General features: G+C 61.2%; 14 protein-coding genes. 7 read left to right on the forward strand and 7 right to left on the reverse strand.

Annotated elements, in window-relative coordinates:
* Window positions 1-131: 131 nt before the first annotated feature.
* A complete protein-coding gene (locus tag CSQ95_RS24160; RefSeq protein ID WP_139143772.1) occupies window positions 132-698 on the forward strand; it encodes a hypothetical protein in 567 nt (188 codons plus the stop codon).
* A gap of 67 nt (window positions 699-765) precedes the next feature.
* Here CSQ95_RS24160 and uvrA read toward each other — a convergent pair whose 3' ends face one another.
* On the reverse strand, window positions 766-3,615 hold the full coding sequence (gene uvrA / locus CSQ95_RS24165; protein WP_070312201.1) for an excinuclease ABC subunit UvrA: 2,850 nt from the start codon (window positions 3,613-3,615) through the stop codon (window positions 766-768).
* A 381-nt stretch (window positions 3,616-3,996) separates the two neighbouring features.
* On the opposite strand from uvrA, the gene ssb reads away from it, so the two are divergent.
* Both ssb and CSQ95_RS24175 read left to right on the forward strand, forming a co-directional pair.
* Complete coding sequence (ssb, locus tag CSQ95_RS24170; protein ID WP_034754418.1) at window positions 3,997-4,512, forward strand: single-stranded DNA-binding protein; 516 nt, start codon at window positions 3,997-3,999, stop codon at window positions 4,510-4,512.
* 164 nt (window positions 4,513-4,676) lie between these two features.
* The gene (locus CSQ95_RS24175) at window positions 4,677-5,186 is read left to right on the forward strand and encodes a DUF1203 domain-containing protein (protein ID WP_218963643.1); all 510 of its coding nucleotides are present in this window, start codon (window positions 4,677-4,679) and stop codon (window positions 5,184-5,186) included.
* Here CSQ95_RS24175 and CSQ95_RS24180 read toward each other — a convergent pair.
* Window positions 5,183-5,599 (reverse strand): hypothetical protein, encoded by a 417-nt coding sequence (locus tag CSQ95_RS24180; protein ID WP_099411333.1) that lies wholly within the window; start codon window positions 5,597-5,599, stop codon window positions 5,183-5,185. The genes CSQ95_RS24175 and CSQ95_RS24180 overlap by 4 nt on opposite strands.
* A gap of 288 nt (window positions 5,600-5,887) precedes the next feature.
* Between CSQ95_RS24180 and CSQ95_RS24185 the strand changes: the two genes are divergently transcribed.
* Both CSQ95_RS24185 and CSQ95_RS24190 read left to right on the forward strand, forming a co-directional pair.
* Window positions 5,888-6,667, forward strand: coding sequence for an acetoin reductase (locus tag CSQ95_RS24185; RefSeq protein WP_099411334.1), 780 nt, complete (start codon window positions 5,888-5,890; stop codon window positions 6,665-6,667).
* A gap of 143 nt (window positions 6,668-6,810) precedes the next feature.
* Window positions 6,811-7,317, forward strand: coding sequence for a GNAT family N-acetyltransferase (locus CSQ95_RS24190; protein WP_143450060.1), 507 nt, complete (start codon window positions 6,811-6,813; stop codon window positions 7,315-7,317).
* A 6-nt stretch (window positions 7,318-7,323) separates the two neighbouring features.
* Here CSQ95_RS24190 and CSQ95_RS24195 read toward each other — a convergent pair whose 3' ends face one another.
* Window positions 7,324-8,172: a hypothetical protein gene (locus tag CSQ95_RS24195; protein WP_099411336.1), complete on the reverse strand. Its 849-nt coding sequence runs from the start codon at window positions 8,170-8,172 to the stop codon at window positions 7,324-7,326.
* Between the two features lie 165 nt (window positions 8,173-8,337).
* Here CSQ95_RS24195 and CSQ95_RS24200 point away from each other — a divergent pair, with 165 nt between their 5' ends.
* On the forward strand, window positions 8,338-8,904 hold the full coding sequence (locus CSQ95_RS24200) for a GNAT family N-acetyltransferase (protein WP_099411337.1): 567 nt from the start codon (window positions 8,338-8,340) through the stop codon (window positions 8,902-8,904).
* Window positions 8,901-9,653 (forward strand): metallophosphoesterase, encoded by a 753-nt coding sequence (locus CSQ95_RS24205; protein WP_099411338.1) that lies wholly within the window; start codon window positions 8,901-8,903, stop codon window positions 9,651-9,653. The genes CSQ95_RS24200 and CSQ95_RS24205 overlap by 4 nt, the downstream gene beginning before the upstream one ends.
* Here CSQ95_RS24205 and CSQ95_RS24210 read toward each other — a convergent pair.
* From CSQ95_RS24210 to CSQ95_RS24225, 4 genes are all read right to left on the reverse strand, one after another.
* Complete coding sequence (locus tag CSQ95_RS24210) at window positions 9,650-10,285, reverse strand: hypothetical protein (RefSeq protein ID WP_099411339.1); 636 nt, start codon at window positions 10,283-10,285, stop codon at window positions 9,650-9,652. The two genes, CSQ95_RS24205 and CSQ95_RS24210, sit on opposite strands and share 4 nt — an antisense overlap.
* Before the next feature lie 89 nt (window positions 10,286-10,374).
* Window positions 10,375-11,718: a sigma-54 dependent transcriptional regulator gene (locus CSQ95_RS24215; protein WP_099411340.1), complete on the reverse strand. Its 1,344-nt coding sequence runs from the start codon at window positions 11,716-11,718 to the stop codon at window positions 10,375-10,377.
* Entirely contained in the window at window positions 11,711-13,618 is a 1,908-nt protein-coding gene (locus tag CSQ95_RS24220) for an ATP-binding protein (RefSeq protein WP_099411341.1), read from the reverse strand. The genes CSQ95_RS24215 and CSQ95_RS24220 overlap by 8 nt, the downstream gene beginning before the upstream one ends.
* 110 nt (window positions 13,619-13,728) lie before the next feature.
* The gene (locus tag CSQ95_RS24225) at window positions 13,729-14,721 is read right to left on the reverse strand and encodes a porin (RefSeq protein WP_099411342.1); all 993 of its coding nucleotides are present in this window, start codon (window positions 14,719-14,721) and stop codon (window positions 13,729-13,731) included.
* Between the last annotated feature and the right edge of the window lie 106 nt (window positions 14,722-14,827).

The following is a 14,827-nucleotide window of genomic DNA, read 5'->3' on the forward strand; positions in this document are numbered from 1 at the left end:
GAAACACGCCGGCAAAGACTGGCGTGCGATAAATGACACGCCGGCAATGACTGGGGTGCTATCAAAGAGAAACGGCGCGGATTGCATGAGCAATCCGCGCCGTTTTTTATTGCCGGTATAATAATTGTTCTATGGAAATTATTGATGTCATGCCTGCCCAAAAAATGAAAAACACGCTCATCATTATTAGCACCGTGGCCGCCTGCCTGCTCGGCAGCGGCGCTCATGCCGACCACCGCCAGGATTGTGAAAGTGCGGACTATGCCAAGCGATATGACGACACATTTGCTGCAGGCATGAAGAACAATGTCGAGCGCCTCAGGCAGCAGCAGGCCGGACATCAAAAAAAGCTGGACGGCATGGTGGCTGCCTTGAAACAACGCGGCGTGTGGTCGGACGACGACTCCGTGACGTTCTTTACGAATATCTGGGCGGATGAGAGCGGGAAGGCTGTGGAGGCTGGCCGGAAGAAGGCGACCGAGCGATGGAAGATTCAAGTGCTGACGGTACAGTCCTGGGATGCCACCATGAGCGACCACCCAGCGCAGAAGACGCGCGGCATGTGTTTGCTTGCTCCCCGTGTACTTGATGAGGCCGTTGTCTTTTATGATGCGCTGGAAAAGGTCTGGAGCTATATGGAAATGAAAGTTGCGGAAGTCGCCAAGGACAAAAACGTGACCCTGCCGGCATTGCCGTAGACTCGGGAATAAAAAACGGCGCGGATTGCATGAGCAATCCGCGCCGTTTTTTATTGCGCTGCTGTTGTTACTGCTTGAGCAGCGGTCCCAGGTACTTGCCTGTCACGCTGGCAGGATTGACGGCCACGTCTTCCGGCGTGCCGCTGGCGATGATCTGCCCGCCGCCGGCGCCGCCTTCGGGACCCAGGTCGACGATCCAGTCGGCCGTCTTGATGACGTCCAGGTTGTGCTCGATGATGACGAGCGTGTTGCCCTGGTCGCGCAGGCGGTGGATGACTTTCAGCAGCAAGTCGATGTCGTGGAAGTGCAAGCCCGTCGTCGGTTCATCGAGGATGTACAGAGTGCGGCCCGTGTCGCGCTTGGACAGCTCCAGCGACAGTTTCACGCGCTGCGCCTCGCCGCCCGACAGGGTGGTGGCGCTCTGGCCCAGCTTGATGTAGCCGAGGCCCACGTCGAGCAGGGTTTGCAGCTTGCGCGCAATCAAGGGGACCGGTTTGAAGAATGCATGCGCCTCTTCCACCGTCATGCCCAGCACTTCCGTGATGTTCTTGCCCTTGTATTGCACTTCCAGCGTTTCGCGGTTGTAGCGCTTGCCGTGGCAGACGTCGCACGGCACGTAGACGTCGGGCAGGAAGTGCATTTCAACCTTGATCACGCCATCGCCCTGGCACGCTTCGCAGCGTCCGCCCTTCACGTTGAACGAGAAGCGGCCCGCGCTGTAGCCGCGTTCCTTGGCCGTCGGCACGGTGGAGAACAAATCGCGGATCGGCGTAAACAAGCCGGTGTACGTGGCGGGATTCGAGCGCGGCGTGCGGCCGATCGGTGCCTGGTCGACGGAAATGACCTTGTCGAAATGTTCCAGGCCGCTGATCGATTCGTGCGGCGCCGGTTCCGTCTGCGAACCGTACAGATGGCGCGACAGGGCCGGATACAGGGTATCGTTGACCAGCGACGATTTGCCCGAGCCGGACACGCCCGTGACGCACGTCATCAAGCCCACCGGCAAGCTCAGCGAGACCTTTTTCAGGTTGTTGCCCGTCGCGCCAGTAATCACCAGCTGCTTTTCCGGGTTGCTCGCATGGCGCTTGGCGGGCACGGCGATCTTCAGCTTGCCGTTCAGGTACTGCGCCGTCAGCGATTTCTTGTTTTTCAGGATGTCTTGCAGGGTGCCTTCGGCGATGATCTCGCCGCCGTGCACGCCCGCGCCGATGCCCATGTCGACGATGTAGTCGGCCGTGCGGATGGCGTCTTCGTCATGCTCGACCACCAGCACGCTGTTGCCGATGTCGCGCAAGTGTTTCAAGGTTTCGATCAGGCGGTCATTATCGCGCTGGTGCAAGCCGATCGACGGCTCATCGAGCACATACATGACACCCGTCAAACCGGAGCCGATTTGCGACGCGAGGCGGATGCGTTGTGCTTCGCCGCCGGACAGCGTATCGGCGCTGCGGTCCAGGGACAGGTAATCGAGGCCCACGTTGTTGAGGAATTTGAGGCGCGAAATAATTTCCTTGACCACGCGGTCGGCGATCTCTTTCTTGGCGCCCGTCAGTTTCAGTTTTTCAAAGAATTCCAGGGTCTCGCGCAGCGGTTTTCCCGCCACTTCATAGATGGCGCGCTGCTGCTTGCCGGTGCCGACCTTGACGAAACGCGCTTCCACGCGCAGGCGCGCCCCATCGCAGGACGGGCAGCATTTTTCATTGATAAACTTGGCCAATTCTTCCTTGACGGCCATCGAATCCGTCTCACGGTAGCGGCGCTGCAGATTGTTGACCACGCCTTCGAACGTGTGTTCCTTGATGACGGTGCGGCCCCGTTCGTTGACATAGCTAAACGGAATCACTTGCTTGCCGGAACCGTACAGCACGGCTTGCTGTGAATTCAAGTCCAGCTGCTCGAACGGCATGTCCAGGTCGAACTCGTAATACGCGGCCAGGTTCGACAGCATCTGGAAGTAAAACTGGTTGCGGCGGTCCCAGCCCTTGACGGCGCCCGAAGCGAGCGACAGGTTCGGGAACGCGACGATGCGTTTCGGGTCAAAGAATTCAATGTGTCCCAGGCCGTCACACTCGGGGCAGGCGCCCATAGGGTTGTTGAACGAGAACAGACGCGGTTCCAGTTCCTGCAGGGAATAGCCACACACATTGCAGGCGAACTTGTTCGAGTACACGTGTTCCTGAGCGGTATCCATTTCGTAGGCAATGGCGCGGCCATCGGCCAGGCGCAGGGCTGTTTCGAAACTTTCCGCCAGGCGCTGCTTGATCTCCTGGTTCACCTTGACCCGGTCGATGACGACGTCGATCGTGTGTTTTTCCGTTTTCTTTAATTTCGGGAGGTCATCGACTTCATAGATCTTGGCCGCATGCGTGCCGCTCTGCACGCGGAAGCGCACGAAGCCCTGCGCCTGCATCTGCTCGAACAGGTCCACGTGTTCGCCCTTGCGGTTGGCGACGACGGGCGCCAGTATCATCAGCTTGGTGTCTTCCGGCATGGCCAGCACGGCATCGACCATTTGCGATACGGACTGGGCGGCCAGTGCGTTTTCCGGATGGTCGGGGCAGTAGGGCGTGCCCACGCGCGCATACAGCAGGCGCAGATAATCGTGGATTTCCGTCACGGTACCCACCGTCGAGCGCGGGTTGTGCGACGTTGCCTTCTGTTCGATGGAGATGGCGGGGGATAGCCCCTCGATCAGGTCGACATCGGGCTTTTCCATCAATTGCAGGAACTGGCGCGCATACGCCGACAGCGACTCGACATAGCGGCGCTGGCCTTCCGCATACAAGGTGTCGAAGGCCAGCGACGACTTGCCGGAGCCGGACAAGCCGGTAATCACGATCAGCTTATTGCGCGGCAAATCGAGATTGATATTCTTGAGGTTATGCGTGCGAGCGCCGCGAATGCGGATCTGTTCCATGTGATTGCCTTGCTTTCAGTGAGTGGTGCGGCCGGCGCATTGTGCCTGGGTGCAGATGAGGAGCCACAACGGGTCAACCTGTAACTATAGCCGGGTTTTGCTCTGCATGCCTGAGGCGTCCATGGGCGGATTGCGCCGCCGGGCGAACGTGCCCTGACAAAGTTTGATGCAGATGCGTACTGACGTTTGAATACTGTATATAATACCAGTATTCAAGTTTCTTGTTTTCCTCTGCCGTGAAAAAAACGTGCCACCGCACGGGAGATGGCGTCCGCCAGAAAGCGGGTGCTTTGCGTCGCGTGGTCGCTTATAATCCTCGTTTAGTACACTAAACTAACGCGCGGGACACCGGCTCCCGCTGCAGTTCATCAGGAGTTATTCATGGCATCAGTCAACAAAGTCATCATCGTCGGCAATCTGGGCCGTGACCCGGAAATCCGCTACATGCCTAGCGGCGACGCGATCGCCAACATCGCCGTGGCCACTTCGTACAAATCGAAGGACCGCAACACGGGCGAACAAAAAGAATTGACAGAGTGGCACCGTATCTCGTTCTTCGGCCGCCTGGCGGAAATCGTCGGCCAATACCTGAAAAAAGGCTCGTCCGTCTACGTCGAAGGCCGTCTGCAAACCCGTAAATACACGGACAAGGACGGCGTCGAGAAGTACGCAACCGACATCATCGCGGAACAGATGCAAATGCTGGGCGGCCGTTCCGGCATGGGCGGCGACGCCGGCGGTGGCGATGACAGCTACGGTGGTGGCGGTGGCGGCGGTTACGACGCCCCGGCCCCGCGCCAGGCGCCTGCCCCGCGTCCAGCTCCGGCACCGGCGCCACGCCCGGCACCGAAGCCAGCGCCGAACTTCTCGGATATGGATGACGACATTCCGTTCTAGGCACGTCGTTCTGACGCCTGGCGTCAGACACTGTCGATAAAGAGCCTGCTTCATCCGTGAAGCAGGCTTTTTTTATGGGCACGGGCTGTAGACGGCGATGCGGGGGCGCATGCTGACATTCGATCGCAAGAAGCGGATGGCGGCGCCGTCCCGATGCTGGTCTGATGGTGTTTTTGACGACGCCGGAGAACAGCATGGATTTTCGCATTACGGGGCTGTCGCCCGAGCCTTTTCTACCCTTTTTTTTCCTATCCGATGCCGAGCTGGCGGCGCTCGGCATGCGGCGCTACGTGGTCGACCAATACCCCGGATTTCCTGACCGTATAACGCTGGAGGACGCCCCGCTGGGCGAGACCGTGCTGTTGGTGAACCATGTGTGCCAGCCCGCCATGACGCCTTACCGGGCTTGCCACGCCATTTTTGTGCGCGAGGGCGCCACGCAAGTGTACGATGCCATCAATCAAGTACCGGAATCGATGCGGCGGCGTTTGTTGTCGCTGCGTGCCTATTGCGCCGACGGCATGATGCTCGATGCCGATGTGGTGGAAGGCACCGCCATCGAGGCCGTCATTGCACGACTATTCGGCAATGCGGACGTCAGTTATATCCACGTCCACAATGCCAAGCGGGGCTGTTATGCGGCCCGCATCGACCGCGCGGACTCCCTTGCCTAATCGCGCAAGCCCATCTCCAGACTGTAGCTGGCTACCGCATTCCTGCGCGCCGCGTTGCGCATCAAATACACCTGCACCGTGTACTCGCCATCGGCCGGCAGTTTCGCCTGGTAAGCGTTGCCGCTGTTTGAACCGATGAACAGGGCTTCCTCCTGGCCGGCCTGGCGGATGTTGAAGTAATTCGATGCTTGATTGGTTTTCAGCTTGACGCTGAGGGTCTGGCCGGCCTTGCCTGTCAACGTATATTCGGCCGTGGCGTAGCCCTTGATCTTGCCTTTCACGCTGTGCGCGGCTTTGCCTGCCGTTAATTCCACTGTTTCCTTGTGGACAGGGTCGGCGCTCCAGGCGGGCGTGGCAAACACGAGGGCCGCCAGCAGCAGGCCGGGGCAAAGGGACAGGTGACGACGCAGCATATGGCATTTCCTTTGAACGTGGATGAATAAGCAGACGGTGGCGATGCCGTCCATCTTACGCCAGCGGTTGCCATGCGCCTGTACGGCAGCGCGCGTATGGCCAGTTCGAGGACGGTTTTTTCACCTTTCTTGACCTATGTACTTTTTCTGGCCGCGCACGTTTCAAGATGCGGCGAAATACGATTTTCGGGTAGGCTGAAGCGTCTCTTCGATGCGGAACTGGCTGCGGGCGCCGCTGCGCCGGACCGGTTTTGCAGCTCTTCTTCCCTGTATTGAAAGGAACGCAGAATGGGTATTTCCGGAAAAGTCGCGCTGGTCACGGGTGCCGCGCAAGGTATCGGCAAGGCCATCGCCTTGCGCCTGGCCAAGGATGGCGCCGATATCGCGTTGGTGGATTTGAACCAGGAAAAGCTGGACACGGCCGCCGCCGAAGTGCGCGCGCTGGGGCGCCGCGCCGTCACCTTCATTGCCGACGTGTCGCAGCTCGATCAGGTGACCGCGGCGGTGGCGTTTGCCGAGCAGGAACTGGGCGGCTTCGACATCATCGTCAACAACGCCGGCATCGCGCAAGTGCAGCCGCTGCTCGACGTCACGCCGGAAGAGGTCGACCGCATCATGCGCATCAATGTGCAAGGGACGCTCTGGGGTATCCAGGCGGCCGCCAAGACCTTCAAGAAGCGCAAGCAGAAGGGCAAGATCATCAATGCCTGCTCCATCGCCGGGCATGACGGCTTTGCTCTGCTGGGCGTGTATTGCGCCACCAAGTTTGCCGTGCGCGCGCTGACGCAGGCGGCGGCCAAGGAACTGGCGGCCGACGGCATCACCGTCAACGCGTATTGCCCTGGCGTCGTCGGCACGGACATGTGGGTCGAGATCGACAAGCGCATGGCCGAAGTGACAGGCGCCGAGCTGGGTGCGACGTATAAAAAATTTGTGGACGGCATCGCGCTGGGACGCGCCGAGACGCCCGATGACGTGGCGGGACTCGTTGCCTTCCTGGCAGGGCCTGACGCCGATTACATGACGGGCCAGGCGCCGCTGATCGATGGTGGTCTCGTGTACCGTTGAGGTATTGACCGCGCAGAAAAAAACAGGCCGCGCTGTCACCGATAGCGCGGCCTGTTGGCGTGGCAATGCAGCGCTGGAATGCAGCAGGGGGTGGTGCTACACTCGCTATTTTCAGCGACGCCAGGCGTCGGAAAGACGGGACCATGCCAGTCGCACAGAACATGATATTACGCGCCGTTGCGCCCGGCGAAGAAGGGGCGCTGGCGCGACTGTTCCAGCTGTACTGCTATGAGAATACCGCCTGGAGCGGTGAAGACGTGCTGGCCGACGGTCGCTACGATGTGTGCGATGCCGGGCTGGCCGAGTATGTGCATGCGCCCGCGCATACTGCCGTCTGGATCGAGGTCGATGGTGCGCTGGCGGGCTTTTTCATCACGGAGCCTGGCGTGGCGGGCAAGCTGCCGGTGCAGGAGTTCAGCGACTTCTTTATTTTGAAGAAGTACCGGCGCCGGGGCGTGGCGCTGGAAGTGGTACGCCGCGTGCTGCTGGGCAGCGAGCAGACGTGGCTGGTGGCGATGTTCCGCGCCGATGCCGCTGCCTGCGCGTTCTGGCGGCAGGCATTTGCGCGCCTGCCGTTTGCCAGGATCGAGGCGTACGAGGACCCGGACTTGCCGCAGTTCCAGCTGACTTTGCTGAAACCGGCGGCCTGAGCCGGTTTAGAAGCGTACTTTCACATATGCTGACGGTCCCGTCAGGCGGATGTTCAGGTCGGCATCGCGTTCGCTGTCGCGGTGCAGTTTGATTTTCGAGATGCCGTAGTCGGCCACGAAACCGATATTCTTGAACGGGAACCACTCCACGCCGATATTGCCGCCGTAGATGTGGCCGTTGATGCGCCCGCCGTTTTTCTTGATGCCCGACGCTTCCGCATACATGCGCAAATCCGGCGTGAAGGCATGGCGCCAGCCCACTTCCAGCAGCGGCGCAAACGCGTGCTCGCCGATGGAATCGCGCGCCGTGGCTGTTGCGCCATTGACGACGCCGGTGGCCGTGCCGTTCAGGTTGGCATGGTAATAGGCGGCGCCCAGACCGATGCCCAAAGTGTCGTTGCCGCTGCCGAGCCACCATTTATAGGCCAGCTTGGCCAAGTCCAGCTTCAGATCGGCATTTGCCGTGGCCGTTCCCGTGACGGGCTGGCCATTGATGATGGTCTCGCCCGTCAGGCTTGGCGTGTAGGATTTGTCGTAGCGGTAGTAGTCGAATGCCAGGCCATGGCGGTCACCGATCAGCAAGTCCGCCTTGATGCGCGGGATGGTCGTATGGCTTTGCTTCGATTCGGGCGCGTCGATGCGGCCAAATTGCGTGTCGGCGCCGATATTGATGCGCGGATCGGCGGAAAACGCACCCACCGAGATGCTGACACGGTCCAGCGTGGGCGATGGCTCGGCCCGTGCAGTGGCGGCCGCCGTGGCAATGCCCAGCACGCCCAGCATCATGGCGCCGCGCAAGGCGAGGTGGTGCGGGCGTGGTGGGGACAGGCGGGTGGACACGGACATGACAGACATGGGGTAACTCCTCAAAATAAAGTGAAAACTGTCGCGACGTTTTGGGCAACAGTGCAATGAGGAAATGGTAGCAATTGTTACTTTTGAATTACGTAGCCGCACGGCGCAAATTACCGTCGGATTTGTCCTACCGTATGTAAGTCCTGGTTAGAGGAGAGGAAAACGATGCAAGCAATCATCGAGCTGGCGACACCGCGTTTGCTGCTGCGCCAATGGCGCGACAGCGACTTGCCGCCATTCGCGGCGCTGAATGCCGATCCCCGCGTGATGGCATATTTCCCGGCCGCCCTGTCGCGCGACGCCAGCGACGCCATGGCGCGGCGCTGCAGCGGATTGATCGCCGGGCGGGGCTGGGGTTTATGGGCGGTAACCTTGCGTGAAAACAATGCCTTCATCGGCATGACGGGGCTGCATAGCCCCGACGCGCAATTGCCGTGCTCGCCATGCGTGGAAATCGGCTGGCGTCTGGCGTTCGATTACTGGGGACAAGGTTACGCGCAGGAAGCGGCGCACGCCGCCCTGCAGGCCGGTTTCGAGCGTTTGCAACTGCCGGAGATCGTCTCGTTCACGGCCTTGCCCAACGTGCGCTCGAGCAACCTGATGGCGCGCCTGGGCATGCGTCGCGATGCTGCTACCTTCGAGCATCCGGCCCTGCCGCCAGGACACGCATTGCGCACCCATTGCCTGTATCGTCTGACGCGCGCAGAATGGTGCGCACAGGAGGGAACATGAGAATCGCCGCCATTTCCGATATCCACGGCAACCTCGATGCGCTGGAGGCCGTGCTGGACGATATCGCCCGGCGTAACGTGGACGTGACCGTCAATCTGGGCGATATCGTCTCGGGCCATCTGCAGCCGCGCGCCACGGCGGCGCGCCTGATGGGGCTCGGCTTGCCCACCATCCGCGGCAACCACGAGCGCCAATTGTTCGGCGACCCGGCCCGCATGGGCGTGTCCGACGCTTTTGCGCGCGCGCAACTATTACCCGAGCAACTGGACTGGATCGCGGCGCTGCCCGCCACCTTGCGCCTGCGCAAAGACGTGCTGCTCGTGCATGGCACGCCGGCAAGCGACCTCGTGTATTTTCTCGACAGCGTCACGCCGCAAGGCAGCCGCGCCGCCACGCCGCAGGAGGTGGCCGAACGAGCCGGCGAGGCCGACGCGGCCTTGATCCTGTGCGGCCACACGCACATGCCGCGCCAGGTGCGCCTGGCCGATGGGCGGCTGATCGTCAATCCGGGCAGCGTCGGCTTGCAGGCCTACGACGACGACCACGGCTATCCGCACGTGATGGAAAACGGCACGCCGCACGCGCGCTATGCCATCGCGGAACAGGGCGCCGATGGCGCCTGGACGGCGCAGTTGCATGCGGTCAAGTATGACTGGGACAAGGCGGCCCGGCTGGCGCTGGCCAACGGGCGGCCCGACTGGGTCGTGCCCTTGCGCACGGGATTCGTCGGGCCGCTTGATGTTGCTTAGCAGCTTGGCGCGCGCGTGATGGGCACGGGCACCAGTTCCGTCTTGCCGTCCTTGGCGATCACCCGGTTGATGCTGATGCTGCAGCGCTTGCCTTCCCACGAGAACGCCGCTTCGTAATCTTCGCCCGCGCGCGGCGTGAAGGTGATGTCGCCACTGCAGCTGGGCGAGACGGTTTCATAGTTGATGCCGTTGACCACATAAAATGGCGAAACGTCCTGGAAGCCGATACGCAGGCTGCTTGGCTTGTCGGCTGGAACTTCGTATTCGCGGAAATAGGCTTTCGAGAAAATCCCATCCTTGCGCGACAGGTTTTTCGACGTTTCCGTCTCCGGGATGCCCAGGCTGGTATTGCTGACACTGCCAATCAGGGAACCGAAGGCGGAACTCATGCCGCCACTGGCCTTTTCCACGCCATCGCTGAACATGCCGCGGATGCAGCTGCTGTCGCGGTACAGGAAGGCCGTGGCGCCATTCTGGCCGAACAGGCGCAGGCGGCTGATGGCCGATGTTGCCGGCGCCGCTGGCACGCTGGCCGCTTCGGTGACGGCTGCGGCTGCTTCGGTGGTGGCGGTATCCTGGGCAAAACTGGCGCTGCAGAGCAACAGGGAAAAGAGGAAAGCAGGTTTTTTCATTGGTTTTAAAAATTATCAAAAAGAAACAATATATACCATTAGGCAATATTTTGTTGCTTTTTTGAATCGCTTCGCCTCCCTCCATACGCCTAGCGGAATTCTTCCGCCACCAGGTTGTACTTCTGCATCTTGTGATACAAGGTCTGTTTCGGCAATCCGAGTACCGTGCTCACTTCGCTGACGTTGCCCGCATATGCGCGCAGTTCCTGCTCGATCAGGGCGCGTTCGAAGCCGTTGACTTGCTCCGCCAGCGACAACGGGCTGGGCTGGGCGCTCGCCAGCAGGCTCGAGGCGCCGCCGGCGATGCCGAGCACGAAGCGGTCGGCGATATTGCGCAATTCGCGCACATTGCCGGGCCAGGAATGGGCCATCAGGTTGCGCATCTGGGCGCTGGAGACGACGGGCGCGGCGCGGTTGTAGCGGGCGGCGGCGGCCAGCACGAAGTGCTCGAACAGGATGGGAATGTCTTCGCGCCGTTCGCGCAGCGGCGGCAGATGCAGCACGATCAGATTCAAACGGTAATACAGGTCGCTGCGGAATTTCTGCTGCTGCGACAAGTCTTCCAGGTCCAGCTTGGCCGCCGCGATGACGCGCACGTCGACGGGCGTGGGCACGTTCGAACCCAGGCGCTCGATATAGCGTTCCTGCAGCACGCGCAGCAATTTGACTTGCAGGGACAGGGGCAGGCTTTCGATTTCATCGAGGAAGAACGTGCCCTGGTCCGCGTGCTCGATCTTGCCCACCTGCCGCTTGGCCGCGCCCGTAAATGCGCCCGGTTCGTGGCCGAAGACTTCGCTTTCGAATATGCTTTCGGGAATCGCGCCGCAGTTGACGGCGACAAAGTTGTGCTTGCGGCGGTGGCTGAAGTCGTGCAGACAGCGGGCCACCATTTCCTTGCCCGTGCCCGTATCGCCATAGATCAGCACGTCGGCCGGTTCGTCTGCTACGTCGAGTATCAGACGCCGTATGTCGCGCATCGCCACGGAATTGCCCAATAAACGCGCTTCGATGCCGCCGCCGTCCTCGAGCTGGCGGCGCAGGCTGTGCACTTCCAGGGTCAGGCGCCGGGTTTCCAGCGCGCGCAGGATAACGTCGACCAGCTGGTCGGACGAATACGGTTTTTCGATGAAATCGTAGGCGCCCGTGCGCATGGCGTGCACGGCCATGGTGATGTCGCCGTGGCCCGTGACGAGGATCACGGGCAGGTTGGCGTCGAGCGCCTTGACCGCTTGCAGCAATTCCAGGCCGCTCATGCCGGGCAGGCGCACGTCGCTCACGACGATGCCGGGGAAATCGGGCGTCAGCAGTTTATAGGCCAGTTCGGCCGAGTGGAAGGCCAGCACGTCCAGGCCGGCCAGCTGCAGTGCCTGTTCGCTGCCTTCGCGTACGGTGGGGTCGTCTTCGACCAGCAAGACCTTCAAGCCGTCAAACATGTTTTTCCTCCTGCGTTGCAATCTGTAGTTCGATGGTGAAGATGGCGCCGCCGCCGGGGGCGTTTTCGGCGCGCAGCACGCCGCCGAACTGGCGCGTGATCTGTTCGGAAATGGCCAGCCCCAGCCCCAGTCCCAGGCCTTGCGGTTTGGTCGTGAAGAACGGTTCGAACAGGTGTTCATACACTTCCGTCGACAGGCCCGGCCCCGTGTCGGCCACGTGGATCAGCACGTGCTCGGGCGTGCATTCGACGGCCACGCGCAGGCTGCGCACGTCGCTGCCGTTCATGGCGTCGAGCGCATTGGCGTACAGGTTCACCAGCACCTGCTCCAGGCGGTTGCTTTCGCACATGGCGAAGATATCCTCGGGCGGCAGTTGCAACGTAAAACGCACATTTTCCACCTGCAGCCGGCGTTCGACCAGGAACAGGGCGTTGCTGATCGCCGTGGGAATCGAGACGGAGGTCAGGCTGGTCGTCGACTTGCGCGCAAAGATCTTCAATTGCCCCGTAATGGTCCCCATCCTGGCCGCAATTTGCGAGATCTTCGCCAGGTTGCGCCGCGCATCGTCGAGCCGCCCCCGCTCGAGCAGAATGACGGCATTGTCGGACATGGTGCGCAGCGCCGTCAGCGGCTGGTTCAGTTCATGCGTGATGCTGGCCGACATCTGTCCCAGCACGGCCATCTTGCCTGCTTGGAAAAGTTCATTCTGCGTGATGTGGAGTTTCTGTTCGGCCTTGCTGCGCACCTCGATTTCCTGGCTCAGGCTTTGCGTCATGGCGTTGAGTTCCGAGGTGCGCTCCTCGACCATGGCTTCCAGGTTGTCGTAGGCATGCTGCAGGTCTTCGCGGGCGCGCAGTTTTTGCGCCACGGCCGCGCGGCGCTGGCGCAGGTAAAAGAATAGCAGCATGAAAAAGCCCAGCAGCACGCACGAGAAGGCGGCCGCCGCGCGCGCACTGGCTTTCGCCTGCGCCAGGTCGGACAGGTAAATGAAGGTCCAGCCTTGCGGCGACTTGAGCTTGATCTGCGTCATGACGCTCGAGCTGGTCTTCGGTGGCGTGTCGGCATGTTCCTGTTCGCGCACGCTGATCACGCGCGCGCCATTGCCCAGCTGGCGGTCGGAAACGAAGGGAATGGCTTCCAGCTGCTTCGAGTAATACTGGCGCGTGCGGTTGAGTTCTTCGACGATGGCGGGCGACAGCGGCGCCAGGGTCTTGTATTTCCAGTCCGCCATGGAACTGAGGAAGATCACGCCGTGCTCATCGGCCAGCATGACCTTGTCGGCGCCCTGTACCCAGCGTTTTTCCAGGGTTTCCAGGTTCACCTTCACCGTCGCCAGGCCCAGCATGTGGCCATTCTGGTAGATGCCGTGGGCAAAGAAGTAACCGGGCTCCAGCCGCGTCGTGCCCACGCCATAGAAGCGGCCCGGCGTGCCGCGCAAGGCATCCTGGGCGTAGGGGCGGAATGAGATGTTGTCGCCAATAAAGCTGTCCGGCCCCTGCCAGTTGCTGGCGGCCCGCGTGTTGCCGTCGAGGTTGCTGATGAAAATGGTCGAGGATTTCGCCTGGGCATTCATCTGCTCGAGGTAATGGTTGACGGTGTCGACCAGCACCGGGTCTTCCGGGTGCTGCAGCAGGCGGATCACGTCGCGGTTCAGTTCCAGGGTCTTGGGCAGGAAGTCGTATTTCTCCAGCGCGTTTTCCAGGCTGCTCACATACACCTCGAGGCGCTGCGCGCCGCTCGCCTGCAGCTTGCCGATGGCGATGCGTTCCGTCCAGAAATACACGAGCCAGACGGTGGCCAGGCAGGCGGCCAGCACCACACCCCAGGCCAGCGTTTCGCGGCCTGACCGTTGCGACAGGCGCTGGCGCCAGGAAAGGGTGGGTTTGTTACTGCTATTCATAAAATCAGCTGCCAACTTGCAAGAACCCACAGTATCGCATCTTGATGTGTCTCAACATAAAAAAAGCCGCCGGACATGCATCCGGCGGCCTGCGCTAGCGTGAGCCGCGATTAGAAGGTATGACGCATACCGAGGTTGAAACCGCTGTTGCCGGTGCCATTGTCGGTGGCATTACCGACGACGAAGGTGGCGCCGTTCTTGTTGCTGATGTGGCCATAGCCGGTGTACAGGTCGGTGCGCTTGGACAGGGCGTAGAACGCGCCGATGGCCCACTGCTGGGCATCACGGTTCAGGTTGCTCTTGTCGTTGTGGCGGATGTACGAGGCGACCAGCTTGGTGGCGCCGAACGGGGCGCTGAAGCCGACGAGGATGTCGTTGCTCTTGCTGTTGTCGAGGGCGCGGTTGTCGGCGTAGCCGAAGTTGCCTTGCAGCACGCCAAAGTCGTAGCGCGTGGCCAGCAGGGTGTTGCGCGTTTGCTGGGTCGCCAGCGCATTTTCCTTGCGGTGGTGCGTCAGGGTCACGTTCAGCGGGCCATCGATGTAATGCACGGCGCCGCCCATGCTGCGGTTTTTCGCGTTGTCGCCGGCCACTTCGCCAAAGCCGTACGCCAGGTCGGCCGACAGTTTGCTCCAGGTCGGCGTGCTGTATTGCACCATGTTATCGACGCGGATATTCGTCACCATCAGGTTCGACGCCGTGCCGGCCAGGCCGATGACAAACGGATCGGCCACGTCGCGCAGGGCCAGGTAGTACGGCGAGTACTGGCGGCCCAGAGTGACGGCGCCGGCGCTGCCGGTCAGGCCGACATATGCCTGACGGCCGAACAGCAGGCCGCCCTGACCCGAGGTGCCGGTGTCGATATTGAAACCGCTTTCCAGCACGAAGGTAGCGGCCAGGCCGCCGCCCAGGTCTTCCTTGCCTTTGAAGCCGATGCGCGAGCCCGAGGCGACGCCGGAAGCGACGCGGTTCAGGCGGTCTCCGGCCGCATCCTTGTCGAACACCAGGCCGGCGTCAGCCACGCCGTAGATGGTCACGCTCGATTGGGCCATGGCGCCGGTGGAGGCTACGCCGAGGGTCAGCAGGGTAAACAGGACTTTTTTCATGAAAATCTCTCTAATAAGTTGGAATGACTACTGATCGCACTACCTGACTGCTTGTTACTCAACATGGACAACAAATAAATAGCCCGCTTGTGGCGGGCCATGGCGC

The sequence above is a fragment of the Janthinobacterium sp. BJB304 genome (genome assembly GCF_002735765.1).
Classification (GTDB): domain Bacteria; phylum Pseudomonadota; class Gammaproteobacteria; order Burkholderiales; family Burkholderiaceae_D; genus Janthinobacterium.

Excerpts from the sequence above, each read along its gene's own strand:
- CSQ95_RS24160 (WP_139143772.1), top strand. The coding sequence starts at position 132 with ATGGAAATTATTGATGTCATGCCTGCCCAAAAAATGAAAAACACGCTC.
- uvrA (WP_070312201.1), bottom strand. The coding sequence starts at position 3,615 with ATGGAACAGATCCGCATTCGCGGCGCTCGCACGCATAACCTCAAGAAT.
- ssb (WP_034754418.1), top strand. The coding sequence starts at position 3,997 with ATGGCATCAGTCAACAAAGTCATCATCGTCGGCAATCTGGGCCGTGAC.
- CSQ95_RS24175 (WP_218963643.1), top strand. The coding sequence starts at position 4,677 with ATGGTGTTTTTGACGACGCCGGAGAACAGCATGGATTTTCGCATTACG.
- CSQ95_RS24180 (WP_099411333.1), bottom strand. The coding sequence starts at position 5,599 with ATGCTGCGTCGTCACCTGTCCCTTTGCCCCGGCCTGCTGCTGGCGGCC.
- CSQ95_RS24185 (WP_099411334.1), top strand. The coding sequence starts at position 5,888 with ATGGGTATTTCCGGAAAAGTCGCGCTGGTCACGGGTGCCGCGCAAGGT.
- CSQ95_RS24190 (WP_143450060.1), top strand. The coding sequence starts at position 6,811 with ATGCCAGTCGCACAGAACATGATATTACGCGCCGTTGCGCCCGGCGAA.
- CSQ95_RS24195 (WP_099411336.1), bottom strand. The coding sequence starts at position 8,172 with ATGTCTGTCATGTCCGTGTCCACCCGCCTGTCCCCACCACGCCCGCAC.
- CSQ95_RS24200 (WP_099411337.1), top strand. The coding sequence starts at position 8,338 with ATGCAAGCAATCATCGAGCTGGCGACACCGCGTTTGCTGCTGCGCCAA.
- CSQ95_RS24205 (WP_099411338.1), top strand. The coding sequence starts at position 8,901 with ATGAGAATCGCCGCCATTTCCGATATCCACGGCAACCTCGATGCGCTG.
- CSQ95_RS24210 (WP_099411339.1), bottom strand. The coding sequence starts at position 10,285 with ATGAAAAAACCTGCTTTCCTCTTTTCCCTGTTGCTCTGCAGCGCCAGT.
- CSQ95_RS24215 (WP_099411340.1), bottom strand. The coding sequence starts at position 11,718 with ATGTTTGACGGCTTGAAGGTCTTGCTGGTCGAAGACGACCCCACCGTA.
- CSQ95_RS24220 (WP_099411341.1), bottom strand. The coding sequence starts at position 13,618 with ATGAATAGCAGTAACAAACCCACCCTTTCCTGGCGCCAGCGCCTGTCG.
- CSQ95_RS24225 (WP_099411342.1), bottom strand. The coding sequence starts at position 14,721 with ATGAAAAAAGTCCTGTTTACCCTGCTGACCCTCGGCGTAGCCTCCACC.